The organism is Sphingobium tyrosinilyticum (assembly GCF_042654265.1).
GTDB classification, from domain to species: Bacteria; Pseudomonadota; Alphaproteobacteria; order Sphingomonadales; family Sphingomonadaceae; genus Sphingobium; species Sphingobium tyrosinilyticum.
Window position 1 is genome coordinate 55,914 of the sequence record NZ_JBHSFZ010000030.1, and the last position, 17,177, is coordinate 73,090.

General features: G+C 63.5%; 19 protein-coding genes. 5 read left to right on the forward strand and 14 right to left on the reverse strand.

All coding sequences use genetic code 11. The features are described from left to right. Positions 1–4 precede the first annotated feature (4 nt). On the forward strand, positions 5–520 hold the full coding sequence (locus ACFO3E_RS13575) for a cytochrome b (RefSeq protein WP_066526155.1): 516 nt from the start codon (positions 5–7) through the stop codon (positions 518–520). Positions 521–596: 76 nt separating this feature from the next. On the opposite strand, the gene ACFO3E_RS13580 is transcribed toward ACFO3E_RS13575, so the two are convergent. Continuing rightward, complete coding sequence (locus ACFO3E_RS13580) at positions 597–1,805, reverse strand: FAD-dependent monooxygenase (RefSeq protein WP_066526154.1); 1,209 nt, start codon at positions 1,803–1,805, stop codon at positions 597–599. Positions 1,806–1,919: 114 nt separating this feature from the next. Continuing rightward, positions 1,920–3,011 carry a branched-chain amino acid aminotransferase gene (locus ACFO3E_RS13585; protein WP_066526153.1) on the reverse strand — a complete coding sequence of 364 codons (1,092 nt, stop codon included), beginning with the start codon at positions 3,009–3,011 and terminating at the stop codon, positions 1,920–1,922. Positions 3,012–3,163: 152 nt separating this feature from the next. Here ACFO3E_RS13585 and ACFO3E_RS13590 point away from each other — a divergent pair, with 152 nt between their 5' ends. Together ACFO3E_RS13590 and ACFO3E_RS13595 are read left to right on the forward strand one after the other, a co-directional pair. Beyond that, entirely contained in the window at positions 3,164–4,177 is a 1,014-nt protein-coding gene (locus tag ACFO3E_RS13590; protein ID WP_066526150.1) for a threonine aldolase family protein, read from the forward strand. After that, positions 4,174–5,073 (forward strand): DMT family transporter, encoded by a 900-nt coding sequence (locus ACFO3E_RS13595; RefSeq protein WP_066526149.1) that lies wholly within the window; start codon positions 4,174–4,176, stop codon positions 5,071–5,073. Before ACFO3E_RS13590 ends, ACFO3E_RS13595 begins: the two co-directional genes overlap by 4 nt. Positions 5,074–5,168: 95 nt before the next feature. Here the strand turns inward: ACFO3E_RS13595 and ACFO3E_RS13600 are convergent, their stop codons facing one another. From ACFO3E_RS13600 to ACFO3E_RS13650, 11 genes are all read right to left on the reverse strand, one after another. Continuing rightward, positions 5,169–5,327, reverse strand: a complete 159-nt coding sequence (locus ACFO3E_RS13600) for a hypothetical protein (protein ID WP_197486247.1) — start codon at positions 5,325–5,327, stop codon at positions 5,169–5,171. A 79-nt stretch (positions 5,328–5,406) separates the two neighbouring features. Beyond that, entirely contained in the window at positions 5,407–6,213 is an 807-nt protein-coding gene (locus ACFO3E_RS13605; protein WP_066526148.1) for a Rossmann-fold NAD(P)-binding domain-containing protein, read from the reverse strand. A 93-nt stretch (positions 6,214–6,306) separates the two neighbouring features. Further along, positions 6,307–6,666: a HesB/IscA family protein gene (locus ACFO3E_RS13610; RefSeq protein WP_066526146.1), complete on the reverse strand. Its 360-nt coding sequence runs from the start codon at positions 6,664–6,666 to the stop codon at positions 6,307–6,309. Then, on the reverse strand, positions 6,666–7,118 hold the full coding sequence (locus ACFO3E_RS13615) for an SUF system Fe-S cluster assembly protein (protein ID WP_066526145.1): 453 nt from the start codon (positions 7,116–7,118) through the stop codon (positions 6,666–6,668). The genes ACFO3E_RS13610 and ACFO3E_RS13615 overlap by 1 nt, the downstream gene beginning before the upstream one ends. Beyond that, positions 7,115–8,323, reverse strand: a complete 1,209-nt coding sequence (locus tag ACFO3E_RS13620; protein WP_066526139.1) for a cysteine desulfurase — start codon at positions 8,321–8,323, stop codon at positions 7,115–7,117. The genes ACFO3E_RS13615 and ACFO3E_RS13620 overlap by 4 nt, the downstream gene beginning before the upstream one ends. Then, a complete protein-coding gene (locus tag ACFO3E_RS13625; protein WP_066526136.1) occupies positions 8,320–9,072 on the reverse strand; it encodes a SufD family Fe-S cluster assembly protein in 753 nt (250 codons plus the stop codon). The genes ACFO3E_RS13620 and ACFO3E_RS13625 overlap by 4 nt, the downstream gene beginning before the upstream one ends. After that, positions 9,069–9,815: a Fe-S cluster assembly ATPase SufC gene (gene sufC, locus ACFO3E_RS13630; protein ID WP_066528962.1), complete on the reverse strand. Its 747-nt coding sequence runs from the start codon at positions 9,813–9,815 to the stop codon at positions 9,069–9,071. Before sufC ends, ACFO3E_RS13625 begins: the two co-directional genes overlap by 4 nt. 3 nt (positions 9,816–9,818) lie before the next feature. Further along, positions 9,819–10,274: a hypothetical protein gene (locus ACFO3E_RS13635; RefSeq protein ID WP_066526134.1), complete on the reverse strand. Its 456-nt coding sequence runs from the start codon at positions 10,272–10,274 to the stop codon at positions 9,819–9,821. A 134-nt stretch (positions 10,275–10,408) separates the two neighbouring features. Further along, positions 10,409–11,893, reverse strand: a complete 1,485-nt coding sequence (sufB, locus tag ACFO3E_RS13640) for a Fe-S cluster assembly protein SufB (RefSeq protein WP_066526132.1) — start codon at positions 11,891–11,893, stop codon at positions 10,409–10,411. Further along, a complete protein-coding gene (locus ACFO3E_RS13645; protein ID WP_066526129.1) occupies positions 11,890–12,339 on the reverse strand; it encodes an RrF2 family transcriptional regulator in 450 nt (149 codons plus the stop codon). The genes sufB and ACFO3E_RS13645 overlap by 4 nt, the downstream gene beginning before the upstream one ends. 113 nt (positions 12,340–12,452) lie before the next feature. Further along, the gene (locus ACFO3E_RS13650) at positions 12,453–13,397 is read right to left on the reverse strand and encodes a helix-turn-helix domain-containing protein (protein WP_066526128.1); all 945 of its coding nucleotides are present in this window, start codon (positions 13,395–13,397) and stop codon (positions 12,453–12,455) included. A 340-nt stretch (positions 13,398–13,737) separates the two neighbouring features. Here ACFO3E_RS13650 and ACFO3E_RS13655 point away from each other — a divergent pair, with 340 nt between their 5' ends. Together ACFO3E_RS13655 and ggt are read left to right on the forward strand one after the other, a co-directional pair. Next, positions 13,738–14,784, forward strand: a complete 1,047-nt coding sequence (locus ACFO3E_RS13655; RefSeq protein WP_066526127.1) for a quinone-dependent dihydroorotate dehydrogenase — start codon at positions 13,738–13,740, stop codon at positions 14,782–14,784. Positions 14,785–14,829: 45 nt separating this feature from the next. Further along, positions 14,830–16,530, forward strand: coding sequence for a gamma-glutamyltransferase (ggt, locus tag ACFO3E_RS13660; RefSeq protein WP_066526125.1), 1,701 nt, complete (start codon positions 14,830–14,832; stop codon positions 16,528–16,530). A gap of 123 nt (positions 16,531–16,653) precedes the next feature. On the opposite strand, the gene ACFO3E_RS13665 is transcribed toward ggt, so the two are convergent. After that, entirely contained in the window at positions 16,654–17,145 is a 492-nt protein-coding gene (locus ACFO3E_RS13665) for a hypothetical protein (RefSeq protein ID WP_066526124.1), read from the reverse strand. Between the last annotated feature and the right edge of the window lie 32 nt (positions 17,146–17,177).

The following is a 17,177-nucleotide window of genomic DNA, read 5'->3' on the forward strand; positions in this document are numbered from 1 at the left end:
AGCCGTGGATCGCTATAATGTTGTCGCCCGTGCGCTGCACTGGATCATAGCGATCCTGATCCTCTTCAACCTCTGGCTCGGCTTCGCCCATGATTCCCTGCCGCGCCAATGGCAGGTGATGCCGGTTCACAAGTCGGTGGGCCTCACCGTCCTAGCGCTCACCCTATTGCGTATCCTGTGGCGGCTGACGCACAAGCCGCCACCGCTTCCCGCCCAAATGCCGGGCTGGGAAAAGCTCACGGCCAACGCCACGCATCTCGCCTTCTACATTTTCATGATGGTCATGCCGCTGACGGGCTGGATCATGAGTTCGGCCGGGAACCGGCCATTGAATTGGTTCTTCCTGTTCGACGTCCCCAAATTCGGCGTTTCGAAGGGCGATGCGGTCGTCGCCTTCTCGGCCGAAACGCATGAGATTGTGGGCTTCCTATGGGCTGCGCTGATAGCGCTGCATGTGGCGGCCGCGCTACGCCATCACTTCATCCTGAAGGATAATGTGCTGCGGCGGATGCTGGGATGACCGAAACCATGAACCACCGGAGTTAGCCATGCCTTGTCGAGATTCCAGCTTCCGCCGGAACGACAGAGAATGTGACCTAAATCATCTCGCCGATCAGCAGCTTAGGCAGTGCGCCCGATTCCCCGCGCGCTTCCGCCATGAACCGGTCTTTGAGCATTGAAGTGCGCTGCACCGCTGCTAGTCCTGCCCGCCGCACCAGCGACGGAATCCGCCCCGGCACATCGAACAGCCGCACGAGCCCATCCATCGCCACACTGACCGACATGGCATCCAGCCCGCGCCAGCGCTGATAGCGCGCCAGCAACTGCGCATCGCCGGGGTCCAGCCCTAGCCGCATGCCGTCCACCAGCACTTCCACCAGCGCGGCGACATCCCGGAAACCGAGGTTCAACCCCTGCCCCGCGATCGGATGGATCGCGTGGGCGCTATCGCCGACCAGAGCCAGCCTGGTATCGGTAATCCGCGCCGCATGGTGGAAGCCCAGCGGATAGCTGGATCGCGGGCCGGCGAGCGCAATTTCGCCCAGGAAGCCGCCCATGCGCTTCTGTGCTTCCGCCAGCCAGGCGCGCTCGGACAGCTTCAACATTACCGGCGCCTGCTCCGTCGGCACGGTCCACACGATCGCCGATCGCGTTCCCGGCAGCATCGGCAGCAGTGCGAAGGGCCCACCGGGATAGAAAATTTCGTAAGCGGTGTTGGCGTGCGGCACCTCATGGTCGATCGCCGTCACGATGGCGGTATGCTTATATTGCCAGCGCGTCGTACGAATGCCCGCCGCCTCACGCGTCGGACTGTTGCGCCCTTCCGCCGCCACCAGCAGTGCCCCTTGAAGCTCTTGTCCGCTGGCCAGCGTCAGCGTGACGCCATCGGCATTGCGTTCCACATGGGTAGCGCGGTCAGGCTGAAATCTAGTGAGGTGTTCCGCCTTCTCCGCCGCTTGGGCCAAGGCGATGCGCAGGTCGCGATTGGGGAACATGATCCCCATCACACCGTCGTCCGGCTCCGGCGCGAAGTCGAGCGCGCCCGGCTCCAGCCCGTCGCTCACCCATATACGATCGATCGGGCAGCCCTTGCCCTCCAGCAGCGCCGCCACGCCGATCGCCGACAGCATGGCATGGCTGGTCGAGGAAATGGCCGACACGCGCCCGTCAAAGCCGCTGGCGGTAGTCTCCACCGGATCCGCAGGGTCAATGACGGCGCAGCGCACCCCATGGCCCGAAAGCGCGATGCCCAGGGTCAGGCCGACAAGCCCCCCGCCCAGAATGACGACGTCAAAGCGTTGCATGAGGTTCTTCTAGGCGCTTGGGTGAGGATTGGAAAGCGTGCCCTCGCCCCCTAAACCGTTCGGGCTGCGCTTGTCGCAGCCGTTTTCTTCAAAGAAAAAGGCCGTTCGACACACTTACAGCTTGCGCACCCAGCCCGCCGGATCGGCCACCGTTCCGCGCTGGATGCCCGTCAGTTCCGTGCGCAAGGCTTCGGTAACGATCCCGCCATCGCCATTGCCGATGGTGAAATCGCCCTCGACACTCTTCACCGTGCCGATCGCGGTGACAACAGCCGCCGTACCGCAGGCGAATGCCTCGCGAAGCTTGCCGCTCGCGGCATCGGCGCGCCATTGCGCAAAGCTGTAGGGCTCCTCACGCACGTCATGCCCCTTGGTGCGGGCGAGCGTGATGATGCTGTTGCGCGTGATGCCGGGCAGGATCGTACCCGACAGCGGCGGGGTGATGATCGCCCCATCGTCCATGACGAAGAAGACGTTCATGCCGCCCAATTCCTCGACCCACTTATGTTCGGCCGCATCCAGGAAGACGACCTGGTCGCAGCCATGTTTGGTCGCCTCGGACTGCGCCACCAGGCTGGCGGCATAATTGCCGCCGCACTTCGCCGCGCCCGTGCCGCCTTTGGCCGCGCGCGTATAATGTTCAGACACCCAGAGCGTGACCGCCTTCTTGCCCCCCTTGAAATAAGCGCCTGCGGGGGAAGCGATAACGCAGAAAATATACTCCGCCGCCGGGCGCACGCCCAAGAAGCTCTCGCTCGCAAACATGAAGGGACGCAGATACAGGCTGCCCTCGCCGCCCGGAATCCAGTCCGCGTCGATCTTCACCAGTTCCTCGACGGCTTCGAGGAAGATGTCCTCCGGCAGCACCGGCATTGCCATGCGCTCGGCCGATTCGGCGAAGCGGCGGGCATTTTCCTCTGGCCGGAACATGGCGATGCTGCCATCTTCCAAGCGGTATGCCTTCATCCCTTCGAATATCTCCTGCGCATAGTGCAGAACCGCGCAGGCGGGATCGAGTTGGAACGGCTCACGGGGGCCAACCGAATGGCTATGCCACCCCTGTCCCTCGCTATAGCGAATCGTCACCATATGATCGGTGAAGAGCCGCCCAAAGCCGGGTTCCACCAGCAATACCGCGCGCTGGTCAGCCGACACAGCCTTGCTGCTTCGGGTGACGGTAAAGCGCGACTTCTGCTGGACGTCCATGATCGATGCTCCTTTTGGGGCCGCCTATGTCACAAACGGCCTGACGAAACAATTGGTCACCATTACTGACCAATTCATTATGGTTCCGAAAGGGCCGCTCCGATCATGCTGGCATCTTGGCGCAGAGGCGCCCTGCCATTATCCCCGCCGCCATGCATTTCTTCTCCGACAACGCGACGCCCGTCTGCCCGCAGGTCATGGCCGCCATCGCCGCCGCAGACCGTGCCGATCGCGGCTATGATGGCGACGCCTGGAGCGCCCGGCTCGACAGCGCCTTTTCGGACCTGTTCGCCGCGCCCGTCCGCGCCCTGTGGGTCGCTACTGGCACCGCGGCCAACAGCATCGCGCTCGCCTGCCTCTGCCCGCCCTATGGCGGGATATTGTGCCATGAAGAATCGCATATCGCCGTCGATGAGTGCGGCGCGCCCGGCTTCTACACCCATGGCGCCACTCTGATGCCGCTGCCCGGCAAGGGCGCCAAGCTTGCCCCCGCTACCTTGATCGATCGGCTGAAGGCGATCCGCCCCGACGTGCATCAGATCCCCGCGCGCGCGATCAGCATTACCCAGGCAACCGAATATGGCCTGGTCTATACGCCCCATGAGGTCGCGGCGATCGGCCAAGTGGCGCGGGATCACGGCCTCGGCTTGCATATGGATGGCGCTCGCTTCGCCAATGCCATGGCGCATCTGGGCTGCCATCCCGGTGACGTCAGCTGGCGTGCGGGCGTCGATATATTGACCTTCGGCTGCGTCAAAAATGGCGGCATGGTGGGCGAGGCGCTGCTCTTCTTCGGCCCGGACGCGGACGCGCGCGCGGCGGAGGCGGCGCGCTGGCGCAAGCGCGGCGGTCACCTCCTCTCCAAAGGCCGCTATCTCGCCGCCCAAATCCTCGCGCTGATCGAGGATGGTCTCTGGCTCGACAACGGTCGCGCGGCCAATGCCGCCGCCACGATGCTGGCACAGTTGGCTCCGGAACGCCTGCTGCACCCGGTCCAGACGAATGAACTGTTCCTCCACCTCTCCGCCCCCGAAGCAGCGGCCCTGCGTGCGCAGGGCTTCGACTTTTACGACTGGGGCGAGGATGCGGCGCGGTTGGTCACCAACTGGGCGCAGGACGCCGCCAGCATCCAGCCCCTCGCCGACGCCTTGAAGGCGCTCCAATGAGCGGAGAGAGCGCGAAGGGCGGCGTCATCATCCCCTTCCTACTGGTGACGCTGATCTGGAGTTCGACCTGGATCGTCATCCGCGACCAGCTTGCCGCCGTTCCGCCCAGTTGGTCGGTTTGCTACCGCTTCCTGCTGGGCGCTATCGGCATGGCGCTGTTTGCATTCGCGCGGCGCGTGCCGCTGCGCCTGCCGCCTGCAGGCATCGCCTTTGCGGCGGTGCTGGGCATCGCGCAGTTCGTGCTCAACTTCAACTTCGTCTATCGCGCGGAGCATTATCTGACCTCCGGCGTGGTCGCGACCGTCTATGCCCTGCTGTTGATTCCGAACAGCATCCTTGGCTGGATCGCCTTCCGCCAGCCGGTCAGCCGCTCCTTCATCCTGGGATCGCTGGTGGCGATCACGGGCATCGCATTGCTCCTGCTGCGCGAGTATCGCGCGGCGCCTGTCTCTGCCGAAGCGGTGCTGTTGGGCATCGCGCTCAGCGCCGCTGGCCTCCTCAGCGCTTCCACCGCTAATGTCATGCAGGGTATGCAGATCGCCCGGCGCCTGCCCATGGCGGCGGTCCTCACCTGGGCGATGCTGATCGGCAGCATGGCCGACGCACTTTATGCCTGGGCAACCGTTGGCCCGCCCGTAATGGAATGGCGCACGGGCTATCTGCTCGGCATCGCCTGGCTGGGCATTGCTGGGTCAGTCGTCACCTTCCCGCTCTATTTTCAGCTGATCCAGCGCATGGGGCCGGGGCGTGCGGCCTATTCGAGCGTGCTGGTCCCGGTGATCGCCATGCTGATCTCCACCGTGGCGGAGGGTTATCGCTGGTCCACATTGAGCGCAGCAGGCGCGCTGCTCGCGGTGGCAGGCATGGTAATCGCGCTGCGGGCGAAAAGCGCTTAGAATGACTTCGCGTGAATGGAACATTTCACGGCTCGGAAATCACGGAAACAAGGAAAAATAGAGCCTATCCCGATTCAATCTAATCTGGATAGTCTCTAACGGCGCAGTCCCGGTTCATAGTGTCGCTTCGCTGCATTCACCCGGTCGATCAGGCTGGCGAGCGACGGCGGCGGTGCCGTCGTGGCGCGCTCGGGCACGGCCAAGCGGCTCATCTGTAGGCTGAGCGCGGCGAAGTTGCGGTCGATCGGATCCATGTCTCAAGTCCCTGCGAAGCGTCGGGACCATCCATCGCTATCTTTGGTTAACGCGACGTAAGCGACAAGCCGAACCGCTTCATCCCGCCTCGGCAAGACAGGCGGCCAGCCCCTCGCGATAGGTCGGATAGCGCGGAGCCCAGCCCAGCAGCCGCTTCGCGCGCCCATTGGCGACCCGCCGGTTTTCGGCGTAAAAACTCCGTGCCATGGGTGACAGCTGCGCCTCCTCCAGCGTCAGCATCGGCGGCAGCGGCTCACCCAGCATCGTGCAGGCCGCTTCGATCAGCCGGTTCTGCGCGCAGGGCAGATCGTCAGCGAGATTATAGACGCCAGGCGGCGCGTCGAAGGAGGCGGTGATCCCGGCGACAATATCGTCCACATGCGCGCGGCTGAAAATCTGTTCGGGCAGGTCGATCCGATGCGCCCTCCCCTCCCGCACCCGATCCAGCGCAGACCGGCCGGGACCATAAATGCCGGGCAACCGAAAACGGCGCATATCCGGCCTGAGCGCGCCCCAGTCCGTATCCGCCTGCACCCGCGCGCTTCGCCGATCCGAACCGACCGGACTGCTCTCATCCACCCAGGCCCCCGCCGCATCGCCATAGACGCCGGTAGAGGAGAGATAGCCGGTCCAGAGCGCGGGTGCGTCGGCGATCGCGGCGCCATAGCGAGTCAAGACGGGATCCGCCCCGCCGTCGGGCGGGACGGACGACAGGATATGAGTTGACCGAGCGATGGCGGCGTTGACGGCGCTGTCGTCGTCGAAGGCGAGTGCTTCGGCATCAGCGGTACGGCGAGTGCCCGTAACATACCAACCCTCTGCGCGCAGGCGTTTGGCCATGCGGGCGGCCGTATAGCCCATGCCTAGGATGAGCATGTGGGGCATGTTACCAACCTCCGTTCGTTCCGAGCGAAGTCGAGAAACTGAAGGGCTGCACTACATGTTTCTCGACAAGCTCGAAACGAACGGCCGAGGCGTCTAAACCGTGAAGCTCTCGCCGCAGCCGCAACTGCCTTTCGCATTGGGATTGTTGAAGACGAAGCCGGCGGTGAAGTCGTCCTCCACCCAATCCATCGTCGATCCAATCAGATACAGCACCGACGCGCCATCGATATAGAAGATGCCGCCGGGCGTTTCGATCTTCTCGTCGAACTTGACTTCCTCGGCCACATAATCGACCGAATAGGCAAGACCCGAACAGCCCCGGCGCGGGGTCGATAGCTTGACCCCGATCGTGCCTTCGGGGGCCTGCGCCATCAGGTCCGCGATGCGCTTCTCAGCGGCGGGGGTCAGGATGACGGCGGCAGGGCGGGCACGGATTTTCGTCTCGGCGGTCATCAAAGCATTCCCAGTTCGAGCTTGGCCTCGTCCGACATTTTCTGCGGGTCCCATGGCGGGTCCCAGACGAGGTTCACTTGCGCATCGCCCACGCCCGGCACCGCGCCGACGCGCAGTTCGACTTCGCCCGGCATCGATTCAGCGACCGGACAATGCGGCGTCGTCAGCGTCATCGTGACCACCGCATGGCCATCATCTGTCACATCGACCCCGTAAACGAGCCCGAGGTCGTAGATGTTCACCGGAATTTCGGGGTCGTAAATCTCCTTGAGCGCATCAATGATCGCATCATAGAGATTGCCCCCCGGCTCTCCCGCAGGAACCTCAGCAGTTTTCTGCGCAAGGAAACCTTCCAGATAATCACGCTGGCGCGGAGCCTCTTCGACACGAGCCTTGACCGGCGCATCGACTGCCTCAACTTCTTCAACCAAAATCTTCCGTTCCCCGGTCATCCGAAGATCTTCCTCACTCGCTCGATGCCCTTTACCAGAGCATCCACATCGCCTTCATCGCTATAGATGCCAAAGCTGGCCCGCGCGGTCGCTTCAACGCCCAGGTGACGCATCAGCGGCTGCGCGCAATGATGCCCCGCCCGGATCGCCACGCCCGTTTCGTCCAATATGGTGCCGACATCGTGCGGATGCACCCCCTCCACCTCGAAGGAGAGGATACCGGCTGAATCCTCCGGCCCGAAGACCCGCACGCTGTTCAAACTCTCCAGCGCGGCCCGCGCCTTGGCGACCAGCGCACATTCATGAGCATGGATCGCATCGAGCCCGATGGCCTGCACATAGTCGATCGCCGCCGACAGGCCGACCACGCCGGTGATATGCGGGGTCCCCGCCTCGAACCGGGTCGGCGCGGGAGCGTAGGTCGTCTTTTCGAACGCCACCTTGTCGATCATCGACCCGCCACCCTGATAGGGCGGCATGACGTCGAGCAATTCCTTCCGGCCCCACAGCGCGCCGATGCCCGTCGGGCCATACAGCTTGTGCGCGGAAAAGACGTAGAAATCGCAATCCAGCGCCTGCACATCGATGGCAAGGCGCGGGACGGCCTGGCAACCATCGATCAGGATCTTGGCGCCTACGCCATGCGCGATGTCGGCGGCACGACGGACGTCGAGCAAGCTGCCCAGCACGTTCGAAACATGGGCCAGCGCGACCATCTTGTGCTGTGGCGTGATCATCGCGGCCATGGCATCGAGATCGATCTTGCCATCTGCCGTCAGAGGCACGACGTCGATCGTCGCCCCGACCTTCTCGGCCACGATCTGCCAAGGGACGATATTGCTGTGATGCTCCAGCATCGACAGCAAGATGCGGTCGCCTGCTTTCAACTGCGTCCCTGCCCAACTCTGCGCGACGAGGTTGATGCCCTCGGTCGCGCCACGGACGTAGACGATCTCGCTGTCCGAAGCCGCGCCGATGAAGCTGGCGACCTTGCGACGCGCCGCCTCATAGGCCAGCGTCATGTTGGCCGAACGCTCGTAGACACCGCGATGGACGGTCGCATAGTCCGGGCCGTAGGCGCGGGCGATGGCGTCGATCACGGCATTGGGCTTCTGCGCGGTGGCGGCGCTGTCGAGATAGTGCCAGCTTCCGACGCCCGGAAAATCGTGGCGCAGGTCAAGCTGATCAAAGGCGGTGACGGTCATACCAGCGTCTCCAGCTTGGCGATCGCGGCGGCTTCGAGCCCTTCCTTGACCGCTTCGTCGGCGACATCGTCGAACACGCCCGCGACGAAGGCTTTCAGGAGCAGCGTCTTGGCCGTCGCCGGGTCCATGCCGCGCGAGGCCATGTAGAAGAGCGCCTGCCTGTCCAACTCGCCCACGGTCGCGCCATGGGCGCATTTCACATCGTCGGCGTAGATTTCCAGCTCCGGCTTGGCATTGGCCGTCGCGGTGCGGTCGAGCAGCATCGCCTTGAACGACTGGAAAGCGTCGGTGCGCTGTGCGTCGCGGGCGACATTGATGGAGCCCAGATAGCTGCCGGTGGCGCGCTGGCCCAGGATCGATCGGATCGTCTGGCCGCTGGTCGCGTCCGGCTCTGCATGGGTGACCGCGGTGATGATCTCCAACGTCTGATCGCCGCCGCCTATGATCGCACCGTTCAACTCGAAATGGCTGCCCTTGCCCAGCGTGACGGTGAAGGTCGCGCGGCCGAATTTCCCGCCGATATTGAGGACATGAAAGTCGCAACGCGCCCCATCAGCGATGCTGATCGCATAGTCATGCACCGCCGCTGCACCTTCGGCCGCGTCCTGCAACAAATGGTGCCGCGCAGTTTCTCCGGCGGCTACGTCGATACGCGTCGGCGCAGGCGTCGGCCAGATTGCGGCCAGCGCGTCAAGGTCGCTGTAGCGCCATTCTTCGGCCTTGCGCGTGGGAAGGGTGAGCGTGGTCACGCCGCAACCACCTCGGCATAGCCTTCACGCTCCAGTTCGAGCGCCAGTTCTGGGCCACCCGATTTCACGATCCGCCCACCGGCCAGCACATGCACGAAGTCCGGCTTCACATAGTCGAGCAGGCGCTGATAATGGGTGATGAGCAACACCGCCTTGTCGGGCTTGCGCATGATCGCATTGATCCCCGCACCCACGATCTTGAGGGCGTCGATGTCGAGGCCGGAGTCGGTCTCGTCCAGGATCGCCAGCTTGGGGTCGAGAATGCCCATCTGCACCATTTCGGCGCGCTTCTTCTCGCCGCCCGAAAAGCCGACATTCACCGGACGCTTGAGCATCTCCATGTCGAGGCCGAGCAGACCCGCTTTCTCTTTGGCGAGCTTGATGAACTCGCCGCCGTTCAATTCCTTCTCGCCCCGCGCGCGGCGCTGCGAATTGAGGCTCTCGCGCAGGAACTGCAGGTTGGAGACCCCAGGAATCTCGACCGGATATTGGAAACCCAGGAACAGCCCAGCGGCGGCGCGCTCATGCGGATCCAAGCTGAACAAGTTCACACCGTCAAAGGAGGCACTACCGCCAGTGACTTCATAATTGGGACGACCGCCCAGCGTATAGGCCAGCGTCGATTTGCCCGCGCCGTTCGGCCCCATGATGGCATGGATTTCGCCCGCCTTGATGGAGAGCGACAGGCCCTTCAGGATCGCCTTGCCGTCGATTTCGTTGGTCAGATTGTCGATCGTCAGCATCATTCAACCCTTATGCGCGCGCTGCAGCGTCCGCGCGGTCCAGAAAGCCATGTCGCGCACATCGCCCGGCGCGGGGAACAGCGTATCGATGTGGCGCTTGATTGGCATATAGGGCCACCAATCGGAGCCGGGCTCAGGCGCGCCCTTTTCCAATATGCCGGTCACGAACTCGGTTACCGGCCCCATGCGGGCGAGGTTGGGAGCCTTGGCCTTGTGGAACGCCTTGTCGGTCTTGAGCTTCTCGGTGAAGGCGACGTCGCCCTGTTCCAACGCAGCGCGGCACTCGGCCTGATAGGCGTCGAGATCGCCGAAATCCTTGGCGGCACGGGCCTGCAACTCGCCCTCTTCCAGCTCATAATCTTCCGTCAGGATGCGGATCGCGGCGGTCCATGACTGGCCATTGCCGACATCCTCCGCGAAATCGGCGAGGGCATCCTGAATATCGTCTTCGTCGCTCAAGTCTCAGTCCTCTGAACTTATAAATTCATCGTCACCCCGGACTTGATCCGGGGTCCCGCTGCCTTGTCCTCCCGCGCACACCGAAGCGGGATGTCGGATCAAGTCCGGCATGACGTAGGAGAAGGATTCGAGGGTCAACCGACCGACCCCTCCAGCGAAATACCCAGCAGCTTCTGCGCCTCGACCGCAAACTCCATCGGCAGCTGTTGCAGCACTTCCTTGGCAAAGCCGTTCACGATCAACGACACCGCGCTTTCCTGATCCAGCCCGCGCTGCATCGCGTAGAACAGCTGATCATCGCTGATCTTGCTGGTGGTCGCCTCATGCTCGATCTGCGCCGAGGGATTACGCACCTCGATATAGGGCACGGTATGCGCGCCGCACTGGTCGCCCAGCAGCAGGCTGTCGCACTGGGTGAAGTTACGCACGCCCTCCGCGCCCGGCGCCACGCGCACCAGCCCGCGATAGGTGTTGTTGCTGCGCCCCGCGCTGATCCCCTTGGACACGATGGTCGAGCGCGACCCCTTGCCATTGTGGATCATCTTGGTGCCGGTGTCGGCCTGCTGCATATTGTTGGTCAGCGCCACCGAGTAGAACTCGCCCACGCTGTTCTCGCCATTCAGCACGCAGCTGGGATATTTCCAGGTGATAGCGGAGCCGGTTTCGACCTGGGTCCAGCTGACCTTGCTGTTGCGGCCCTGGCAGAGCGCCCGCTTGGTCACGAAATTATAGATGCCGCCCTTGCCATTCTCGTCGCCAGGATACCAGTTCTGGACGGTCGAATATTTGATCTCGGCATCGTCCAGCGCGACCAGTTCGACTACAGCGGCGTGGAGCTGATTCTCGTCCCGCATCGGCGCGGTGCAGCCTTCGAGATAGGAGACATAGCTCCCCTCGTCCGCGACGATCAACGTGCGTTCGAACTGCCCCGTATTCTCCGCGTTGATGCGGAAATAGGTGCTGAGCTCCATCGGGCAACGCACGCCCTTCGGGATGTAAACGAATGTCCCATCCGAAAAGACCGCGCTATTGAGGGTCGCGAAATAATTGTCGTGCATAGGCACGACCTTGCCGAGCCACTTCTTTATGAGATCCGGATATTCGCGCACCGCTTCGGAGATGGAGCGGAAGATGACCCCCGCTTCCTCCAACTCCTTGCGGAAGGTGGTGGCGACGGACACCGAGTCGAATACCGCATCGACCGCGACCTTGCGGCTGCCCTTGACCCCGGCCAGCACTTCCTGCTCGGCGATCGGGATTCCCAGCTTCTGATAGGTCGCCAATATCTCCGGATCGACCTCATCCAGCGAATTCAGTTCCGCCTTCTTCTTGGGCTCGGCGTAATAATAGGCGTCCTGGTAATCGATCGGCGGAATGTTGAGCTTGGCCCAATCCGGCGCTTCCATCGTCAACCACAGGCGGAATGCCTTCAGCCGCCATTCCAGCAGCCATTCCGGCTCCTTCTTCTTCGCCGAGATGAAGCGGACCGTATCCTCATTGAGGCCCTTGGGCGCGAAATCCTGCTCGATGGCGGAAGACCAGCCATGCTCGTAGGTCGAGGCACGCTCGGCGGCCTCATGGGCTTCCTGATTTCGAACGGTGGTTGCTTCTTCGGTCATAGCGCCACTTGTTTCTCGACTTCGCCCGAAACGAGCGGAGGTGGGGGAAGTGTCAGGCTGGCGATCGTTACGCCGGCCAGTGCCGATCGGATCGCTTCATTCGCCAAATTCATATGCGAACGGACGCGGCAGTCCTGCTCCAGCGAGCAATCATGCGCGCCATGTTCCGCGCAGGCGGTCATGGCAATGGGGCCTTCAACCGCCTCCACCACATCCGCCAGGGTGATCGCTGCAGGCGGGCGGCTGAGGCGTACGCCCCCGCCGGTACCCCGGCTTGATTCGAGCAGGCCCGCCGCCGACAGCCGGCTCACCAGCTTTTGCGCGGTGGGCAGCGGGATGCCGGTTTCGGCGGCCAGCGTCGTGGCATTCATCTTGGCCGCGCCGCAATGGCGCGCGGCGGCTGACATCAGCACCACGGCATAATCTGCGAAACTCGAAAGCCTCATGTCCCTATCGGGCGCCCCGCATTGCGAACCATTCTCAATCGGATAGAATCAATCCGATTGGCATGTGGTCCCGCGCGGCCGCGGAATCAAGGCATTTTTGCTAAGCCGATCGATCAGCTGAAGCGGTTCAGCACCGCCACATCGCCACCCAGCGATCGGCGCAGCAGCGTCAGCTGCGCCACGGCGGTCGGCTCCGTCTGCAACTGATGCGGGGTCAGGCCGATGAAATGCTTGATCTCCCGAATGAAATGGGACTGATCGTAAAACCGCCCGTCCTCACACAGCTCCTGCCAGCTATGCTGGTCCAGCGCGATCCGGGCGCTACAGCGCAGCGCCCTATATTTGCGCGCCAACAGCTTGGGCGGGCAGCCATAATAGCGATTAGTCAGCCGCGCGAGCTGACGGGGCGACAGGCCGGTCCGTTCCACCAGCACTTCGATCCGGGGCGACCCCTCATCCATCAGCCAGCCGTCCACCGCCTCCAGCAGCCGCCAGGTCGCATCCGGCAGCGGCTCGATCCATTGCGCCAGTCGGTCCCAACAGCAGGCAGCCACCTCCTCCGGATCATCCAAGTCCCGTAACTGCGCCAGCAGAGCCGTAAGCGCGCCCTTTTTCTCCGTCCCCATGTCGCGCAAGCGGTCCGCCAGCAGGCTGGCGTCACCGCCATGCAGGCTTACCCAGCCCGCAGGCAGCAGCGAAATGCCAACGACATGAGACGGACCGTCCAACTCGAACCGGGTCGCGCCCAAGGTGGGGCCAAGCAGGCAGACGTCCGGCGTCTCCCTGACTACTCCGTCCTGGAAATGATAATCGCCGGTGCCTCGCACCATGAAGCGCAGCTGTGGCACGTCGGCGCGCGTCACGTCCGAATAATTGCCCGCACTTTCCGTGAATATGTAGAGGGACCCGAAATAAGAGCGCAAATGTTCGGGCGGGGCGAAATAACGCAGCCGCACCGGCCCCTGCGCTGCTTCAACCATATAGGAAAGTGACGGTTCTCCGTCCTTTTCCAGCTTATGTGGCATCCCCCCGGATGCCCCGTCGCGATGTGGCCCCATACTCACCCCATGAGCCTACTATGAAGCTTCCACTCGCATGCGCAAGATGGAATACTGCGGCTCACTTCATTTTCCGAAAGCTTTTCGAAAAAAATGACCCGACGGTTTTATCCGCCGGGTCAGTAAAAGGTCTCGTCAGCCAATTGGCTTAGAGCCTTCGGGTCGCAGGTCCGTCATAAGTCCGAATCGGACGCGTTTGATTGGATGGAACGGACATATGTTGAACTGAATCGAGACGATTCCGAATGATTCCCCCGCGGAAATTATCCTTCTGTATCAACTGTTGCGCTCTTGCCACAGCGACTCGACGGAAGCGCCTCGCGCTGGCATAGCGCCGCCCATGTCATACAGCCTCTTCCGTCCTCTTTTCTTCGCGCTGGATGCCGAACGTGCGCATCATCTCTCGATCGCGCTCCTACGCCTCATGCCGAGCCCGGCTCCGCTGCGAGCCGATACGGCACTTGCGCAAAACATCGCGGGCATAGACTTCCCCAATCCGGTCGGGCTTGCTGCGGGCTATGACAAAGAGGGGCTGGTCGCGCACAAAATGCATGGCCTGGGCTTCGGTTTTACCGAACTCGGCACGCTGACGCCGATGCCGCAGCGCGGTAATCCCCAACCGCGCCTGTTCCGTCTGGTCGAGGATCGGGCGGTGATCAACCGCATGGGCTTCAACAATGGCGGCCTTGCCGCTGCGGCGGAACGAGTCGCCAAGCGCCGTCAGCCCGCAGGCGAAGGCGGTCCCGTGGTCGGCATCAATATCGGCGCGAATAAGGATGCTGCCGACCGGATCGCCGACTATGTGACGGGCGTGACCTGCATGGCGCCGCTCGCCGACTATCTCACCGTCAATATCTCCTCCCCCAACACGCCGGGCCTGCGCGCGTTGCAGGACCGCGCAGCGCTCGACCAGCTGCTGGGGGCCGTCATGGCGGCGCGGGGAACCGGCAAGACCCCCATCTTCCTCAAGGTCGCGCCAGACCTGGAGCCCGCCGATGTCGAAGATATTGCCGCCGCCTGCCTCGACCATCAGGTCGATGCGCTGATCGTGTCCAACACCACCATTTCCCGCCCGCCGCTCCGCTCTCCCCTCGCCGGGGAAAGCGGCGGCCTGTCCGGCGCTCCGCTCACCGATCTGTCGCTGCAGCGGCTGCGTGATTTTCGCCGGATCCTGGGCAGCCGCCTGCCACTGATCGGCGTTGGCGGCATCGCAACGGCCGAGCAGGCCTATGCCCGCCTGCGCGCTGGAGCCAGCCTCATCCAGCTTTACAGCGCCCTCGTCTATGAAGGCCCCTATCTCCCCAAGCGCATCAACGCGGGGCTAAAGCGGCTGATGGCGCGCGACGGCTTCACCCATATCAGCCAGGTCGTCGGCATCGACGCCTGATCTGAAGGACTTGCAGCGCGGGGGCGGGGCTATAGGGTGGCGCGCATGACGCCCCGCCTCCCCGGCCTGCTGGCCCTCCTTGCCTTCGCCACCCTTTCCCCCGCGCCGATCGCCGCGCGGGAGCCGATAGCGCTCAACGCCACCGTATCCGCCGCCGATCCCCGCGCGGCTGCAGCCGGGCAGGAGATGCTCCGGCAAGGCGGCAGCGCAATAGACGCCGCCATCGCCATGATGCTCGCGCTCAATGTCGTCGAACCGCATAATAGCGGCATCGGCGGCGGCGGCTTCCTGATGCATCATGATGGCGAGACGGGGCTGCTCGAATCGATCGATGGTCGCGAGACCGCTCCGGCGGCGGCGCGTCCCGATCGTTTCATCGGCGCGGACGGCCAGCCGCTCGCCTTTCGCTCCGCCTGGCCGGGCGGCTATTCGGTGGGCGTACCGGGCAATCTCCGGCTCGCATGGGAAGCGCATCGCAAATGGGGCAAGCTCCCCTGGGCCACCCTGTTCGACCCCGCCATCCGCCTGGCCGAAAATGGCTTTGAGGTACGCCAGCGGCTCGACACAGCGATGAAGGCGGTCGCGCCGATCTGGGCCGACTTCCCGGAGATCCAGAAATATTTCGGGGTGAACGGCGCCCCTGCTCCCATCGGCACGACACTCAAAAATCCGCCGCTCGCCGCGCTCTTCCGCCGCGTGGCGGCGGAGGGTCCCGACGCCTTCTACAAGGGCGAAACCGCTCGCCTGATCGCCGCCACCGTCACCAACGCACCCAAAAACCCGGTGCCGATGACTGAAGCGGACCTCGCCGCCTATCAGGTGAAGGCGCGCAAGCCCGTCTGCGGCCCCTATCGCGCCTACACCATCTGCGGCATGGGGCCTGCTTCGGCAGGCGGCGTCACTATCCTCCAGATATTGGGCATGGTCGAACGCTTTCCGCTCGGCCAATGGGGCAGGGACGATCCGCGCTCCTGGCATGTCATCGGCGAAGCCATGCGCCTCGCCTATGCCGACCGGGACACCTGGCTGGGCGACCCTGAATTCGTCTCTGTGCCGATCGCGGGCCTGATTGATCCCGGCTATTTGAAGAAGCGCTCCGCGCTCATCGCGCTCGGCCGGAGCCTCAATGATTATCGCCCCGGCTCCCCGCCGGGGGCGCAGCCGCGCACCGCCGCGCTGCCGCAGCCCGAAAGCGGCACCAGCCATTTCGTTGCCGTGGATCGCAATGGCGACATCGCTGCCTGGACCTCCACGATCGAAAGCTTCTTCGGCAGCCAGTTGATCGCGGATGGCGTCATCCTCAACAATGAACTGACCGATTTCAGCTTCACGCCGGAAAAGAACGGCGCGCCCGTCGCCAACCGGGTGGAACCGGGCAAGCGCCCCCTCTCCTCCATGTCGCCGACCATCGTCTATGATGCGAAGGGAACACCCATCTTCACCGTCGGCGCGGCGGGCGGGCGCACCATCATCATGCAGGTCGCCAAGGCGCTGATCGCCCATTTCGACTGGGGCCTCTCCGCCCAGGATTCAATCGCGCTCGGCCTGGAGTTTTTCGATGCCAGCGGCCTCGTCCTGGAAAAGGGCAGCGCGCTGGAGAAATTCAAGGCACCGCTCGAAGCCTGGGGCCATAAGGTGACAATCGCGCCCATGGGCCTCAAGGCCAACGCGGCCGAACGGAGCGCGGACGGCCATTGGCAGGGGGCCGCCGATCCAAGAAGTCCAGGCGTTTCGCTGCAGGAGTAACGACCCCGTCACCCATCCTTTTTTTCCCGTCATCCCAGCGAAAGCTGGGGTCTCAGGCCGGTCGCGCGTCCTCTCGGGAAGATCTCAGCTTTCGCTGGGATGACCATATACTAGGGGCTGACGTCATTTCTTCCAATCCAACCCCGCCACCCGAAACTCGAACGGGAAGGTCTTGTCCTTCGGTCCCACGACCAGATTGACCTTCACCACTTTGCTCCGCTCCACCGCCTCATAGGCTTTCGCCGCAGGAAGCACTTCGATCCCGTCCTTGTTATCGGTCATCCGCCCGCGCCAATCATGGCTCTTTCCATCATCCGTCACCGCCGTCACGCGGCAGTCCGACAGGTCGCAGCTAAAGGGCGCACCGACCAGCTTCACCGTGACCTCGCCCCCACCCTCGGGCATGGGATGGACCAGCAGCACGGAAAATGTATCCTCCGCCGTCATCGTCTGGACGCTGTTGGCGCTGCCGATATAGGCGAGCTTGGGCTGGCCGCCCTCCCCGGCTTCATATTTCCACTGCTGACCGATCTGCTCGCGCTGGGTGGGGCCTTTATCCTCGCCTGAACATGCCGCGATCAGCCCGATCGCCGCCAGCGCCAAGATGCCGCGCATCGCGCTTCTCCTTTTCCGTTTCGCCTGCGTAA